At 39.4% G+C, this 15,008-nt stretch carries 13 protein-coding genes; 8 read left to right on the top strand and 5 right to left on the bottom strand.

From position 1 onward, the window contains the following. Nucleotides 1–62: 62 nt before the first annotated feature. A complete protein-coding gene (locus AC0N32_RS00655; protein ID WP_476391956.1) occupies nucleotides 63–977 on the bottom strand; it encodes a DUF4349 domain-containing protein in 915 nt (304 codons plus the stop codon). A 209-nt stretch (nucleotides 978–1,186) separates the two neighbouring features. Here AC0N32_RS00655 and AC0N32_RS00650 point away from each other — a divergent pair, with 209 nt between their 5' ends. Beyond that, nucleotides 1,187–2,545: an acyl-CoA dehydrogenase family protein gene (locus AC0N32_RS00650; RefSeq protein WP_476391955.1), complete on the top strand. Its 1,359-nt coding sequence runs from the start codon at nucleotides 1,187–1,189 to the stop codon at nucleotides 2,543–2,545. A 93-nt stretch (nucleotides 2,546–2,638) separates the two neighbouring features. Here AC0N32_RS00650 and AC0N32_RS00645 read toward each other — a convergent pair whose 3' ends face one another. Together AC0N32_RS00645 and AC0N32_RS00640 are read right to left on the bottom strand one after the other, a co-directional pair. Further along, on the bottom strand, nucleotides 2,639–2,773 hold the full coding sequence (locus AC0N32_RS00645) for a hypothetical protein (RefSeq protein ID WP_476391954.1): 135 nt from the start codon (nucleotides 2,771–2,773) through the stop codon (nucleotides 2,639–2,641). 146 nt (nucleotides 2,774–2,919) lie between these two features. Then, the gene (locus tag AC0N32_RS00640) at nucleotides 2,920–3,297 is read right to left on the bottom strand and encodes a DoxX family protein (RefSeq protein WP_476391953.1); all 378 of its coding nucleotides are present in this window, start codon (nucleotides 3,295–3,297) and stop codon (nucleotides 2,920–2,922) included. Between the two features lie 150 nt (nucleotides 3,298–3,447). Between AC0N32_RS00640 and AC0N32_RS00635 the strand changes: the two genes are divergently transcribed. Beyond that, a complete protein-coding gene (locus AC0N32_RS00635; protein WP_476391952.1) occupies nucleotides 3,448–3,603 on the top strand; it encodes a bacteriocin-like protein in 156 nt (51 codons plus the stop codon). Between the two features lie 67 nt (nucleotides 3,604–3,670). Here the strand turns inward: AC0N32_RS00635 and AC0N32_RS00630 are convergent, their stop codons facing one another. Both AC0N32_RS00630 and lon read right to left on the bottom strand, forming a co-directional pair. Next, nucleotides 3,671–4,783, bottom strand: coding sequence for an AI-2E family transporter (locus AC0N32_RS00630; RefSeq protein ID WP_476391951.1), 1,113 nt, complete (start codon nucleotides 4,781–4,783; stop codon nucleotides 3,671–3,673). A 172-nt stretch (nucleotides 4,784–4,955) separates the two neighbouring features. Next, nucleotides 4,956–7,361, bottom strand: a complete 2,406-nt coding sequence (gene lon / locus AC0N32_RS00625; protein ID WP_476391950.1) for an endopeptidase La — start codon at nucleotides 7,359–7,361, stop codon at nucleotides 4,956–4,958. Nucleotides 7,362–7,621: 260 nt separating this feature from the next. Between lon and AC0N32_RS00620 the strand changes: the two genes are divergently transcribed. The 6 genes from AC0N32_RS00620 to AC0N32_RS00595 all read left to right on the top strand — a co-directional run bounded on the left by AC0N32_RS00620 (nucleotide 7,622) and on the right by AC0N32_RS00595 (nucleotide 15,007). Further along, nucleotides 7,622–9,769 (top strand): peptidylprolyl isomerase, encoded by a 2,148-nt coding sequence (locus AC0N32_RS00620; RefSeq protein WP_476391949.1) that lies wholly within the window; start codon nucleotides 7,622–7,624, stop codon nucleotides 9,767–9,769. A 125-nt stretch (nucleotides 9,770–9,894) separates the two neighbouring features. Further along, a complete protein-coding gene (locus AC0N32_RS00615) occupies nucleotides 9,895–10,845 on the top strand; it encodes an MlaD family protein (protein WP_476391948.1) in 951 nt (316 codons plus the stop codon). Between the two features lie 10 nt (nucleotides 10,846–10,855). Beyond that, nucleotides 10,856–12,193 (top strand): 4Fe-4S dicluster domain-containing protein, encoded by a 1,338-nt coding sequence (locus AC0N32_RS00610; RefSeq protein ID WP_476391947.1) that lies wholly within the window; start codon nucleotides 10,856–10,858, stop codon nucleotides 12,191–12,193. A gap of 85 nt (nucleotides 12,194–12,278) precedes the next feature. After that, nucleotides 12,279–13,064 (top strand): (Fe-S)-binding protein, encoded by a 786-nt coding sequence (locus AC0N32_RS00605; protein ID WP_476391946.1) that lies wholly within the window; start codon nucleotides 12,279–12,281, stop codon nucleotides 13,062–13,064. A gap of 216 nt (nucleotides 13,065–13,280) precedes the next feature. Then, nucleotides 13,281–13,769, top strand: a complete 489-nt coding sequence (locus AC0N32_RS00600) for a hypothetical protein (RefSeq protein ID WP_476391945.1) — start codon at nucleotides 13,281–13,283, stop codon at nucleotides 13,767–13,769. A gap of 101 nt (nucleotides 13,770–13,870) precedes the next feature. Next, a complete protein-coding gene (locus AC0N32_RS00595; RefSeq protein ID WP_476391944.1) occupies nucleotides 13,871–15,007 on the top strand; it encodes a glycosyltransferase family 4 protein in 1,137 nt (378 codons plus the stop codon). Nucleotide 15,008 lies beyond the last annotated feature (1 nt).

Raw genomic sequence — 15,008 nt, 5'->3', positions numbered from 1 at the left:
CCTCCGGAAATAGGGGGGAGGTTTCATGCAAAAAAAATATAGATAGCCGAGGCTGGGAAAGCTTATATTTCAGAAGTTTTTTCTTTTGATTTTTTACCGGAATTTCTTTTTCTGACGAACAGAAGAATGGCAATAATGATGAGCCATATCGGCCAGATGGTAATTAAACCTACCAGAATTCTTTGGATTAAATAATAGCCTTCCACGAAAGCAGATTTTGAGCTGTACAGAAAATCAAATTTGTATTTATCATCAATACTTTTTGTGTTGGTAATGGCAATTTCTGCAACGCGGAGTTTAGGTTCGTTGATGTAAATGTCGACCGTGCTGTATTTTACGTTGTCTGTGGTATCCATGTTGGCAAGTTCCTGAAGATTACCGGCGGACATATTTTCATTATCAAGCTGTATTTTGTCCTTGTTGGCCTTCAATTGAGAAATGTTTTCGCTGTTCTTCTTAATTCTTTTTCCTTCCAGCTCGGCATATTTAATACCGGAAGTAACATCTTCCGCATTGATAGACCGAGAGTTTAAGAACAGTTTTTTATTATTGACCAAAGTTAAAAGCACTCCTAATTTTTCAGCGGGCACTCTTACCTGCATTTTATTGTAGGTCTGGTATTTTTTTACCAGCACGGAATTTTCATCTGATGTGTTGTAAGTTTCTTCTGATACGACATTAGTTTGAAGGTCACTATGAGTCACGAATCCTCCCAGTTCCTCTACCGATTTTTCAATGGAGATCGTAGCGCCATAGACATCATGTACTTCCATTTTTACACCGGCTGTTTTTACAAATTGTTTATCTTTTACTTTCATGGTAGCTGCCGAAGAAATACTGTCTGACACTGCGGAGGCTGAAGAGTCTGTTGACGCATAAGCTTCCAGATCTCTTGATGAAGCTTCTCCTTTTTTGCAGGAATATATTCCCAGTAACAGGGCGGTTGCAATGGATAATCTGATGTACGTTGTTTTCATAATATTGATTTTTAATGGTTTTGCTTACTCCAAATTTCCAACTGAATCTTTTGCAATATTTGGAAATCGGGCGTAAAAAACTTGTAAACAGATTTTCTTTTTTAATGATTTTAAAATCAGTACTTTGTAAAATGAGCTGGCTGACAAAGGATTGTTTTCGGATTAATTTTTGCTTATCTTTTACAAATCAAACACACAAAGAATTACCTATGTCAAATACTTTTTCCAAAATCAGAAACGCTATAGAATTATTCAGATCCATTGACTTTGATCAGCTGAGTGCCATTTCTCAAAAAGTAAATCTTCCGAAGTTGATGGAAAACTTTTCCAGGCTTGATGATAAGCAGCTTACTGGCATGATGAAAATGCTGGATCCAAACAGGAAAAAGAAAGATCTTCCTCCGATTAATGGTGATTTTTACGATATCTATCATACGTTAAGCCCCGAGCAAAGGGAAATTCAGCTTAAAGTAAGGGATTTTATGGAAAAAGAAGTACGGCCGCTGGTCAATCATTACTGGCTCAGAGACGAATTTCCCCATGAGCTGATTCCTAAATTCCAGAAACTGAATATCTGTGGCGTAACTTACGAAGGGTACGGCTGTCCGGGATTGCCATTTTTAATGGAAGGTGTTCTGGCGATGGAAATGGCGAGGGTAGATGCTTCTATAGCTACTTTTTTTGGAGTACAGTCCGGTCTCTCGATGGGTTCGATTTATATCTGCGGTTCCGAAGAGCAAAAACAAAAATGGCTTCCCCAGATGCAGAAATTCGAAAAGATCGGAGCATTTGGCCTTACAGAACCTGAAGTTGGCTCCGGAGCAGCAGGAGGTTTAACGGTTACCTGCAATAAAACACCCGAAGGCTGGGTTTTAAACGGACAGAAAAAATGGATCGGAAATGCAACATTTGCCGATGTGATCATCATATGGGCGAGAGATCTTGATGACGGCGAAGTAAAAGGTTTTATTGTGGAAAAAGATAATCCCGGCTATTCGGTTGAAAAGATCAAAGGAAAAATGGCGTTGAGAATAGTACAAAACGGATTGATAACACTCAAGGACTGTGTTGTCACTGAAGAAAACCGCTTGCAGAATGCCAATTCCTTCAAAGATACCGCAAAAGTTCTGCAGATGACCAGGGCCGGTGTTGCCTGGATGGCCACAGGCTGTGCCAGGGGAGCGTATGAAAGTGCGTTGGACTATACCCGAAAAAGAGAGCAGTTCGGTAAGCCGATCGCTTCTTTTCAGATGATCCAGGGGCATTTGGTAGAAATGCTTTCCAATCTTACGGCCATGCAGACAATGGTTTTCAGGCTGTCGGAAATGCAGGATGAAGGCATATTAAAAGATGAACACGCATCGCTGGCTAAGGTATTCTGTACCATGAGAACCCGCGATATTGTCTCAAGGGCACGGGAAGTCATGGGCGGAAACGGAATCCTGCTCGAATATGATGTGGCAAGATTTGTCGCCGATGCAGAAGCCATTTATTCTTATGAAGGGACAAAAGAGATCAATTCACTGATCGTAGGAAGATCAATTACCGGTTTCAGCGCATTTGTTTAAAAGTCAATGGTCAATGGTCAATTTGCTCTGCAGTGAATTTTTTAAATTGACAAGCAAAGCGAATTGACCATTCACCATTCACCATTCACCTTCTCAGCTTACCAGGTGCTTATATTTGTCGCGGTTGTCGATGATCATCCATAAATTGATGAGGAACATGACGCCCGCAATGGCCATTCCCATTTCCGATTTGTCCAGCGTAAATACATGAGCTACGATTCCAACCATTACGGGTAATAGGAAGATCAATTACCGGCTTCAGCGCATTTGTTTAAAAGTCACTGGTCAATGGTCAATTAGCTCTGCAGTGAATTTTTTAAATTGACAAGCAAAGCGAATTGACCATTCACCATTCACATTGACCATTCACCTTCTCAGCTTACCAGGTGTTTATATTTGTCGCGGTTGTCGATGATCATCCATAAATTGATGAGGAACATGACGCCCGCAATGGCCATTCCCATTTCTGATTTGTCCAGCGTAAATACATGAGCTACGATTCCAACCATTACGGGTAAAATGACAATAGCGCCTAATGCCCGTGTTTTGGGAAAGATGAAGAGTAGCCCGCCAATGATTTCAACGGCTCCCACCAAAGGCATAAGCCAACCGATCTCCCCGAAAGCACTGAAAATTTTCATTTGTTCGGGCGTTGGTTTTTCCATAGGCATGTAATTGAAGAATTTGTTTAATCCGGCATTAATAAACATCAATCCGAAAAGAAGCGAGAGGATAAATTTTACAGCTTTCATAAAATTGATTTTTTATTAAAGGTAAATAAAATTATAATCCGCTGATTCAAAATCAGATAAATTTAGCGTATTCTCTTTTTTGTGAAATATTTTCCTTTTTTATCGTTGGATTTTATATATTTGTTTACAGGACAAATTAAAAAAATTACTATGAAAAATCTTAAGAAATTAAGCCGTAAGAATTTAAAATCAATCCAGGGAGGAGATGATCCGAATATTGGATACTGCCCGGACTCGCAGACTTATATTCCTTGCGATCAGCTGTGCCCAAACAGGAGAAATCCACTTTGCGCACTACCGGCTTAAAAAACAGAAGCCTTCATGAATTTGGAGGCTTTCTTTTTATTTAAAGTAAATTTTAGTCAAAATTAAATCAATCCATTTCCTTTAATGTGATATTCTTGGAAATTTTGTATGATTTTTTCTTTTTATTGATTTTTTCTTCTTCGCCGAGTAATTTTCCCCAAGGCTTTAATCCTTCTACTCTTTCAAAAATAATTTTAATAATGGCAATGGCCGGAATACACAGGAACATTCCTGCAATTCCCCAAAGGTGCTCCCCAACCAGGATCCCGATAAAAGAGAAGAGGGCATTAATTTTCACTTTCGATCCCACCACAAAAGGCAGTACGATATTGCCATCAATAGCATGTACGACCACATATCCTATCGCTACATAAATACAGGTAAATGGAGTCGTTGTGGCAAACGTAATGAAACATGAGATCAGAAGCGAAATAAAAATGCCGATATATGGAATTACATTCAGGAGGCCGGTAAGAACGCCCAGCAATATGGCATATTTTACTCCCAGAATGGTAAGAACGGTCGTCGTAAGAACCGAGACGATAATGACCTGAAGGCAAAGTCCGGTAATGTATCTTTTGGTCATGATTCTTACTTCTGAAACAACTTCCTGGACGCTGCTTTTATGCTTTTCAGTAAAGACATTGACGATAAAATTGTTTAAAATACGTCTGTAGTTTAAAATAAAGATAAAAAACAGAAGGAAAAATACTAAAAACCCAAGACTGGTTGAGAAAATACCGAAAGTAAATCCTAAAATAATTCCTGTTGAGGAAAGAAGTTTCTTTAACCCTTCGTCTAAATAGGTAAACTGTTCATCGATTTTTACATTAAAGGTCTCGGAAACCCATTTCTGAAGATCATGAAAAACACGGGTAGCCTGCGTTGTGAGCTGTGGGATATCCTTACTGAAACTGGAAATCTGCGATCCGAAGAAAAAGATCAGTCCTGTAATGACGATCATTAAAATCAATACTGAAAAAATGGTAGAAAACGATCTTGGAAATTTCAGTTTTTGTTCCAGAAAATTTGCAAACGGCAAAAATAGCATAGCCATGAGAAATGCCAGAAAGAAAGGGGCTAAAATACTTTGGCCAAGAGCCAGAAGATATCCTATGCCAATAACGGAAACAACGACCAATGTGAGCTTTACGAGGAAGGGAAGTCTGAGGAAATTCATAATTCAAAACTGTTGTATAAAAATAATAAAACCCTTCCGAATACAAGAGTTTTATTCCGAATTCTTTCTGGGTTGAGAAAATTCCGTGCCACATATGCAATTTTATTAGAGGGCAACCATCAAAAAACACATCCCGGTATGAGATGTGTTTTATTATTAAATGAATGTTTTATTACTTTTCAAGGGCGAGTTCAAGAACTTCATTCATCCAGTTCACATAATGAACCTTCAGGTTTTGAAGGTAATCTTTTTTGATTTCCTCTACATCTTTTCTGTTGGCTTCACAAAGGATAACTTCTTTGATTCCCGCACGGGTTGCTGCCAAAAGTTTTTCTTTGATTCCTCCCACCGGCAGAACTTTTCCTCTTAAGGTGATTTCACCGGTCATGGCAAGATGAGGTTTTACCTTTTTATTTTTGAACGAAGAAACCATTGACGTAAGCATGGCAATACCTGCGGAAGGGCCGTCTTTAGGAGTTGCTCCTTCAGGAACGTGAACGTGAATGTTTTTCTTTTCAATATCATCCTGCGAAATACCGAGCACGTCATGTTTGGCTTTTATATATTCCAGAGCAATGGTAGCCGATTCTTTCATAACGGTTCCCAGGTTTCCGGTCATGGTAAGTGATCCTTTTCCGTTGCTGATGATACTTTCGATAAAAAGAATATCTCCTCCCACGCTGGTCCAGGCAAGTCCGGTAACCACTCCGGGTACGTCGGTAAGTTCTGAAAGGCTTTTAGGACGCGGCACTCCCAAGATCTCATCAATCTTTTCAACAGAGATTTTAGGGTCGTATTCTTTCACCAGTGCCGTTTGAAGGGCAACCCACCGGCCGATTGCGGCAAGTCTCTTTTCTAGACTTCTTACTCCGCTTTCCGAAGTGTGGGCTTCGATGATATGTTTCAGCTCATTATTTCCAAGTTTAAACGATTTGGAATCCAGGCCGTTTTCGTCCTGCTGTTTTTTGATTAAATGCCTTTTGGCGATTTCGATTTTTTCTTCAAGGGTATAGCCTGCAATCTGAATGATCTCCATTCTGTCAAGCAAAGGAGTCTGAATCGTCGAAAGGGAGTTGGCTGTTGCAATAAACATGACTTTAGACAAATCATAACCCATTTCCAGGAAATTGTCGTAGAATGATTTATTTTGTTCAGGGTCAAGTACTTCCAGTAGCGCTGAGCTCGGGTCGCCATGCATGCCTTTTCCTACTTTATCAATCTCATCAAGAACAATAACCGGGTTTGAGGTTCCCGATTTTTTAATGGATTGCAAAATCCTTCCTGCCATAGCCCCGATATAGGTTTTTCGGTGACCGCGGATTTCACTTTCATCGTGAAGCCCACCCAAAGAAACGCGGACATATTTTCTTCCTAAGGCATCAGCAACAGATTTTCCCAATGAAGTTTTTCCTACTCCCGGAGGCCCTACCAACAGAAGAATCGGAGATTTCATGTTGTTTTTAAGCTTTAAAACCGCCATGTGCTCCAGGATTCTCTTTTTGATATCTTCCAGTCCGAAATGCGCTTTATCTAAAATTTTCTGTGCCTTTTCGATATCAAATGTATCTTTGGTAAAAGTATCCCACGGAAGGTCTGTAAAGAAATCAAGATAATTTCTCTGTACGTTATAGTCGGGAGAATTAGGATTCTGGCGTTGCAGACGGCTGATCTCTTTCTGGAAATGCTCTTCCACATCTGCGTTCCATGTTTTCTTTCTTGCTTTGGCAACGAGTTCTTCAACGTCGCTTTCCGGGCCGCCGCCAAGTTCTTCCTGGATCGTTCTGATCTGCTGATTCAGGAAATATTCCCGCTGTTGCTTGTCCAGATCTTTGGACGTTTTCTGGTGGATCTGATTTCTCAGTTCAAGTTTTCTGAAATCTTCATGCATCATTTCATAGCACTTGTTGGCCCTTTCCATGAGGTTTTTTTCTTCAAGCAGCTTTTGCTTTTCAGAAGAAGGGAAGTTGGCGTTGGTACAGATGAAATTCAGCAGGTCATCATTGTTGTTGATGTTTTTTATAGCGAAATTGGCAGCATTGGGAATGTTGGGATCAAGCTCGATGATTTTCAGGGCAAGATCTTTTACGTTCTCCAGCAATGCTTCATATTCTTCTTTATTCTTGGGTTTCGAATCTTTTAATCTTGAAATTTCAGCTTTAAAATAAGGCTGTTTTTCAATGATTTTTTTAACCTTGAAACGATAAAATCCCTTGGTGATTGCTGTGATATTTCCCTCGGGTAATTTGATGATTTTAATAATTTTTGCCAGGGTTCCGATCTGGTAAATGTCTTTTTCGGAGGGCTGCTCAAGATCAGAATTTTTCTGGCTTACGATCCCAATGAAATCGCCGTTTTTCTGCGCTTCTTCCAAAAGCTGTATAGATGCCTTTCTTCCTGCGGTAATAGGAATGACCACATTGGGGAACATCACCATATTTCTTACCGGAAGAATAGGGAATATTTTCTGTTCGGAATTTTTTTCTGTTTCGGAAAGATCGGAAAGATTGATCTCTTGGGTTACAATATCAAATCCGTCGCTTATCATTTCTTCTAAACTTATATCTTCAAATTCTGTCATAATAAATCGAATGACAAATTGTCATTGCCGTTTTTATACGTTAGCGTAAAAATAAGCACTAGATGTTCTAAAACACACTACTTATTATATGTGCTTTTATGACACAAGAGCTATGCCATTTGTTTTTTGCTAAAAAATACGGTCAAAATTTCCTTTTTTAAAAGATTTAAATTTTAAAAATTAAAATAAAGAACTAGGATTTCCGTAATTTCTTAAAAATGTGTATTTTCGCAACCTGATAAAAAACTATAATATATATAATGGCAATTTTAGGACAAATTAGGAGTAAACCTTGGCTTTTGATGGGAGTTATTGCACTGGCGCTTTTGGCGTTCCTTGTAAACCCCGATAGTATTGATAAGGTTTTCGGTAAAAATCCTGATGTTTTAGGAAAAGTAAATGGTGAGAAAATTACCCGTGAAGAGTTTAACGATCAGCTTTTCGTGCTACAGCAGCAGGCAGAACAGCAGGGACAGCCTAAAACTGGTCTTGAAGAGCAGGCCTGGCAACTGTTGGTGCAGTCTAAACTGATCAAGCAGCAATTCGAAAAGATGGGCTTCGAAATGACGGAAGATTATTTCTGGAATCAGCTTCAGTATGATCAGATGTTTGCTCAGCAGAAGCAGTTTTTCGATGAGAAAGGCAATTTCAAAACCCAGGAGCTTAAAAAACAGATCGAAGACATGAAGGCAACATCGCCGGAAGGTTACAACCAATGGTTGAAAACCAGAAAATCTGTTGAATACAGATTGATGGCAAGACAGGTGTTTGCTAACATTTCTCAGGGGATTACGACCGGTAAAAAAGAGGCGGAAGAATTGATGAAGCAAAGAGATCAGCTGGCTGATATCGACTTTGTGAAAATTGATTATACCACGTATCTTCAAAAAAATAACATTAAAGTTACTACAGAAGATCTTGCAAATTATATCAAGCAACATCCTGTGATGTTCAAAGCGGATGAAAGCAGAAATCTTGGGATCGTTTATTTCCCTTCTCAGCCAAGTGCGGCGGATGATGCTGCGGCCCAGAAAGAAATCAATAAACTGTTCTCAGGAGGAACAGATGCCAGCGGCGGTACGGAAAATTTCCAGAATACGAAGAACGATTCTATGTTTGTAATGGCCAACTCTGATATGCCTTACAATCCTCAGTACCTGAAGCCGAATCAGTTGCCACAAACCATTCAGGCTCAGATTCCGTCTGCAGCGATTGGCCAGACATTCGGTCCTTATAAAGAACAAAACTTCTATGTCGTTTCAAAACTTTTAGATAAAAAGACTTCAGATTCTACTTTATCAAGACATATTCTTATTGCTTTTAAAGGAAGTCCTGCAGGAGAAGGCGTTACAAGATCTAAAGAACAGGCTAAAAAACTGGCCGACTCTATCGGAGCTATTGTAAAGGCAAATCCTGGTAAATTCACAGAATTCCTTAAGCTTTCCAATGACCCGAGCTCTGCAGCTCAGGGCGGAAGTTTAGGATGGACGACTCCTGAGACGCCATTTGTTCCTGAATTCTTAACGTATTTAGCGAACAATCCTAAAGGGGCAACCGGTGTAGTGGAAACTCAGTTCGGGTATCACATCATCAATATTGAAGATAAAAAACCGGGAGCAATGAGCTATAAAGTGGCCAACCTTGTAAAGGCGGTTAAGCCATCGGATGCCACGGAAGCAGAGGTAAACAAAAAAGCCAGCAGATTCATTCAGCAGGTTCAGGGGAAATCATTCAACGATTTCGTAAATATTGCTAAAAAAGGAAATTATCAGTATTCAAATCCTAAGCAGGCCAAAAGATTTGACGGACAGCTTCAAGGTTTAGGAACAGAAAAAGATGCCGATATCCTTGCTTGGGCCTTTGATAAAAAGAGAGAGAAAGGAGATACTGAATTGTTTACAGTAGACGGCACCGGTGATAAAATTGTTGTGTATTTAAATGGTAAGCAGGCAAAAGGTACTGCAGATCCTGAATCGGTGAGAGATCAGATTGAAGTGATCGTGAAAAACAAGCTTGCAGCAAAACAGATTTCTGAGAAAATCGGTAAAGCCGGAAGCTTAGATCAGATTGCAAAACAGTTTGGTACAACAAAACAATCGGCACAGGTTAACTTATTAAATCCTGGAGTAGCCGGTTCTATGGAACCAAAAGTTGCAGGAGCAGCATTTGGAGTGGCAAAAGGTAAAATCTCTAATCCTATTGAAGGAGGAACAGGTGTTTATGTTTTAATCAAGAAAAACGAAACAACCAACAAACAGCCTGGCGATCTTAAACAGTTTACGGAATCTGTTACCCAGAGAAATGCAGGAATGTTCGGACAGGCTTGGTTGAAGAGCTTGCAGGACAATGCTGATATCGATGACTACAGAATTGAGATCTGGAATAAAGTAGGTTCTCAGCAACAATAGATTATTTTTCCATAAAGATAAAAAGCGGCAAAGTTTTTGCCGCTTCTTTTGTGTTTAACGCGGAGCAATACAGAAAAACATTCATTTAAATGTATTATATTTGCTCATTAGAAAAAATTTAGCAAGTGAAGTTCAGTAAAGAATTAAAAGCTGGTGTAATCGCACTGATAGCCATCATTGGCTTTGTCGTGCTTTTCCAATTTATGAAGGGCAGAAGCCTTTTTACTACCGACAATATATTTTACGCAAAATATGACAATGTAGAGGGATTGGCGCAGTCTGCTCCCGTTTCCATTAATGGATTGAAAGTAGGCCAGGTGGATAAAATCATCCCTCATACATCCAAAGATGGAAAAATTGATTTTCTTGTAAAAATCACTGTGGACAACAACTTTGAGTTTTCAAAAAATTCTACCCTTGAGATCTTTGAGCCAGGCCTTATGTCCGGAAAAGAAATGAGAATCAATCTCATGTATGGAGGGCCAACGGCAAAAGACGGTGACACTTTAAAGGGTGCTTTTAAACTGGGTACGCTAGGAAGTCTTTCTTCTCAGGTAGGTCCTGTAAAAGACCAGTTGCAGACCGTTTTGTACAGAGTAGACTCTTTAATGTCAAGTGCAAACCAAGTTGTTAATGCACAGAACAGGGAAGAAATAAGATTGCTGTTGGCGAATCTTAATAAAACGGTTTCTGCCCTGCAAACTACCGCAGGAAGCGTAAACAGCCTTGTCGGTCATAATGATCCGAAACTTCAGAAGGTTCTTGATGATGCAAGTCTTACCATGCAAACGGGTAAAGTAACTTTAGATAAGTATGGAAATCTGGCAGAAAGCATCGATACCCAAAAGCTGAATGCGACAATTGCCAATCTTGATGCTACCGTAGGGAAACTTAATGAAGTGGTTGCAGGAATTAATAACGGACAGGGAAGCTTAGGGAAACTGATGAAGGATGAAGAACTGTACAATAACCTGAACTCAGCATCTACAAACCTAAATTCTTTAATCGAAGACGTAAAAGCAAATCCTAAGAGATACGTTAATTTCTCGGTATTCGGAAAAAACAGTAAAGACTAATAAATAATCCATGCAATACATCGCTCATATTATTTTTCTTATTTTATTAATTGCAGGTTTTGGCCTTTTTGCTAAAAGTCTGCAAAAAATATACAGGAACATCAGATTAGGACGCGAGATCAAACGGAACGACAGAAAAGGCGAACGCTGGGAAACCATGGCCAGAGTGGCCATGGGCCAGAGTAAAATGACGAAGCGTCCCGTGGCAGGAATCTTACACCTTTTCGTATATGTGGGTTTCGTCATTATCAATATCGAACTTGTTGAAATCATCGTTGACGGAATTTTCGGGACGCACAGATTTCTGGCGACCGTATTGGGAAATACATTCTACAGTTATTTCACGGCAACGCTGGAAGTGCTTGCGCTTCTTGTGGTAATCGGAGTAGTCGCATTTTTTGTACGAAGAAATTTTTATGGGGTAAAAAGGTTAACGATGAAAGAACTTTTCGGATGGCCCAAGGAAGATGCCAACTGGATTCTTATCATTGAATTTGCCCTGATGATGGCATTCTTTACCATGAATGCTTCAGATTTTATTTTACAGACCAGAGGCTATGATCATTTTGCCCAACTTGGCTCTTTCCCGATCAGTGAAAGAACTTTTGTGCCGTTCCTGGAAATCTTCAGTTTTGACAACGGATTTTTATTCGGGATAGAACGAGCTGCCTGGTGGTTTCACTTTATTGGGATTCTTTTCTTTATGAATTACCTCTATTATTCAAAGCATTTACATATTATCCTTGCTTTTCCGAGCACCTGGTATGCGAACCTTGATAGAAAAGGAAAATTCAATAATCTGGATTCTGTGACCAAAGAAATTAAATTGATGATGGATCCTAATGCTGATCCCTATGCCGCTCCGGCTGAAGGACAGGCAGAGACTCCGGCGAAATTTGGTGCAGAAGATATTTTTGATTTAAATCAGGTACAATTGCTGAATGCCTACTCCTGTACTGAATGTGGACGTTGTACTGCGGTCTGTCCGGCCAATATCACCGGCAAAAAGCTTTCACCAAGACTGATCTTAATGAAAACCCGTGACCGCCTTGAAGAAGTAGGCCGGAATATCGATAAAAACGGGAAATTTGAAGATGACGGTAAGAAATTGCTGAATGACTATATCACAAAAGAGGAGCTTTGGGCATGTACCACCTGTAACGCCTGTACGGAAGCTTGTCCTGTATTACTGGATCCGTTATCCATTATTTTCGAAATGAGGAGATTCCTGGTGATGGAACAGTCTGCAGCACCACAAGAACTGAACCTGATGATGACCAACGTTGAAAATAATGCTGCCCCTTGGCAGTATAACCAGGCGGACCGTCTGAATTGGGCCAAAGATTAATTAATCAATTATATGATTTGAAAATTTGAAAATTGATTAATACACTTTCAAATTTCCAAATTGTTACATTTTCAAATTGAAAAAAATGGATTTCAACATAAAAACAATGGCAGAATATGCTGCCGAAGGAAAATCACCCGAAGTTCTGTTTTGGGTGGGCTGTGCCGGAAGTTTCGACGACCGCGCTAGAAAAATCACGAAAGCATTTTGTAAAATTTTAAATAAAATCGGTGTAGAATTCGCGGTGCTCGGTCAGGAAGAAAGCTGTACGGGAGATCCTGCAAAACGTGCGGGAAACGAATTCGTGTTTCAGATGATGGCTTTGACCAATATTGAAGTGCTGAATGCCTATGAAGTCAAAAAAATAGTTACTGCTTGCCCTCACTGCTTTAATACCCTTAAAAATGAATATCCTGAACTGGGAGGAAATTATGAAGTTATCCATCATACCCAATTCCTCAGAAATCTCATGGAAGATGGCAGGCTCAAAATAGAGGGAGGAGCATTCAGAGGAAAAAAAATTACATTCCACGATCCGTGCTATCTCGGACGTGCCAATGGCGAGTATGAAGCACCAAGAATGTTGCTTGAAAAACTCGATGCCGAGCTTGTAGAAATGAAACGTTGTAAAACCAACGGATTATGTTGTGGCGCCGGTGGTGCCCAGATGTTCAAAGAGCCTGAAAAAGGGAATAAAGACATCAATATCGAGCGAACCGAAGAAGCCTTATCTTTCGAACCTAAAGTGATTGCAACGGGCTGTCCGTTCTGCAACACCATGATGACAGATGGGGTAAAGCATTTCAATAAGAATCATGAAGTCGCCGTAAAAGACATTGTAGAACTTCTTGCTGAAGCTGAAGATTTATAATTTTTTGAGTTAAATTTTTTCAAAACCAGCTTGTGGAATTTCCATGATCGGCATCTTTTTAATAACTGGAAGCCGGGAATTTTTACAGTAGATTTGAGTTTTTTCTTTCTCTATATCGCAATACTTTTCATAAAGCTTTGTATGTGATGAGCAAAAAGTACAATGCTTTCAAACTCAGGAAAAATTGCGTAATTTTGAACTTTAAATTGTATTACAATGAAGATTGAAGAATCAAATATAGTAGAAACCAACGATTACCGTGTGATCATATATCCTGCCTCAAGACCTTTTGAAACAAAAGAGGCAAAAGCCATTACCGAAAAGCTTTTCGATTTCCTGGCGACATGGGCAGCACATGGAAAACCGCTTTCATCATCTTTTAAAATTGAGAAAAATCAGTTTATCATCATTTGTGTAGATGAAGAAAAAGAAATGGCTTCCGGATGCAGTATCGATGCGCTGGGTAAAATAATGAGAGAGATAGACGAAGAATACCAGCTTGGGCTTTTCGATAGAATGAAAGCGAGTTATATTGAAAATGGCGAAGTGAAAACCCTGAAGCTTATTGATTTTAAATCAAAAGTAAGAAACGGTGAAATTTCCAGGGATGTTCAGGTTTTCGATTTTTCGAAGAATACCTATCTGGAATTTTTGGGAAATTTCCTTTTACCGTTCGAGAGAAGCTGGGCCGCTTCCATTAAATAAAATTCAGAATGCAATCATAAAAATAAAAAGTGGAGTTTTCCACTTTTTTTGCTTTGGTTATATTTGCTGAAAATTCATAAACCGATTGAGCTGAATATTGGATGAAAGTACCGAAAATTCTTTTTTTAACGACCGCACACCGGCATGATGATGACAGGATCTTCTATCATCAGGCAAAAGTGCTGAAAGAAGCCGGCTATCAGGTGAAAATATGCAGTCTTTCGTCAGAATTTCAGGGAAAAGTTGAGGGAATTGAGATAGAATCTTACGATGTATTGCAAAGGAGTATCGCAGAAAAACGGAGAATTCTTGAAGATCTCTGTGAAGCTTTCGGACCGGATGTTGTGATATGTTCGGAACCTCTGGCGGTTATTTCCGCAAAAAAAATAAGGAGGAAGAAAAAGATCAATATCATTTACGATATCACGGAATGGTACCCTTCCATGAGAATGGTGGAGCCGTTTTCTTTTCCCATGAATATGATTCATGCAGTAAAATTCTTCCTGATTCAGTTATATGCAGGATTTATCAGTACACAGTATATCTTCGGAGAAAACACAAAAAAATTCCCGCTGGCTTATTTTTTTCCTTTAAAGAAGTCTGTTGTTTTGCCCTACTATCCGGATGATATGTACATTCACCGGAATATAAAAAGTTTAAAACCCGGAGAAATTACGCTTTGTTATACCGGTCAGTTTTCGGAGGAAAAAGGAATCGGCAATTTTTTTGCTGCGGCCGACTGTTTAAGGAAGAAAAGATCTGATCTGAAAGTTTCACTACTTTTAATAGGAGGCTCTAGAAAAGAAAAAGACGGGAAGTATTTTTTAGAGCAGGTCAATCAATATCAGTTTGAAAATATAAGAATCGAGAAGCCTGCTTCCTTTGAAACCTTTACACAGTCGTATGCAGATGCAGATATCTGCTTTGATCTCAGAACCCTGAATTATGAGAACGATCACTGTCTGCCGATTAAAGTATTTTATTATGCCGCATCAGGAAAGCCGGTCATTTATACAAACCTTAAAGCAACCCGGCAACATGTGGAGGTCTCAAAATTTGGGTTTTTGGTAAATCCCCGGGATTCTGAGCAAATTTCAGATCTTATTTTGAAGTATATTGACGATCCTGAGCTATATTCAAAACATGCCCGGACGGCGAGAAAAGAGTACGAAACAAAATACAGCTGGAGTCTTATCAGCAACACCTTCCTGGACTTTGTCAGAAAATCACTGAAATAAA

The organism is Chryseobacterium endophyticum (assembly GCF_056333165.1).
The sequence above is the reverse complement of the archived record's forward strand: the minus strand, read 5'-3'. Positions and strand labels throughout refer to the sequence as shown.

Excerpts from the sequence above, each read along its gene's own strand:
- AC0N32_RS00650 (WP_476391955.1), top strand. The coding sequence starts at position 1,187 with ATGTCAAATACTTTTTCCAAAATCAGAAACGCTATAGAATTATTCAGA.
- AC0N32_RS00595 (WP_476391944.1), top strand. The coding sequence starts at position 13,871 with ATGAAAGTACCGAAAATTCTTTTTTTAACGACCGCACACCGGCATGAT.
- AC0N32_RS00630 (WP_476391951.1), bottom strand. The coding sequence starts at position 4,783 with ATGAATTTCCTCAGACTTCCCTTCCTCGTAAAGCTCACATTGGTCGTT.
- AC0N32_RS00645 (WP_476391954.1), bottom strand. The coding sequence starts at position 2,773 with ATGGTTGGAATCGTAGCTCATGTATTTACGCTGGACAAATCGGAAATG.
- AC0N32_RS00640 (WP_476391953.1), bottom strand. The coding sequence starts at position 3,297 with ATGAAAGCTGTAAAATTTATCCTCTCGCTTCTTTTCGGATTGATGTTT.
- AC0N32_RS00620 (WP_476391949.1), top strand. The coding sequence starts at position 7,622 with ATGGCAATTTTAGGACAAATTAGGAGTAAACCTTGGCTTTTGATGGGA.
- AC0N32_RS00600 (WP_476391945.1), top strand. The coding sequence starts at position 13,281 with ATGAAGATTGAAGAATCAAATATAGTAGAAACCAACGATTACCGTGTG.
- AC0N32_RS00605 (WP_476391946.1), top strand. The coding sequence starts at position 12,279 with ATGGATTTCAACATAAAAACAATGGCAGAATATGCTGCCGAAGGAAAA.
- AC0N32_RS00610 (WP_476391947.1), top strand. The coding sequence starts at position 10,856 with ATGCAATACATCGCTCATATTATTTTTCTTATTTTATTAATTGCAGGT.
- AC0N32_RS00635 (WP_476391952.1), top strand. The coding sequence starts at position 3,448 with ATGAAAAATCTTAAGAAATTAAGCCGTAAGAATTTAAAATCAATCCAG.
- AC0N32_RS00655 (WP_476391956.1), bottom strand. The coding sequence starts at position 977 with ATGAAAACAACGTACATCAGATTATCCATTGCAACCGCCCTGTTACTG.
- lon (WP_476391950.1), bottom strand. The coding sequence starts at position 7,361 with ATGACAGAATTTGAAGATATAAGTTTAGAAGAAATGATAAGCGACGGA.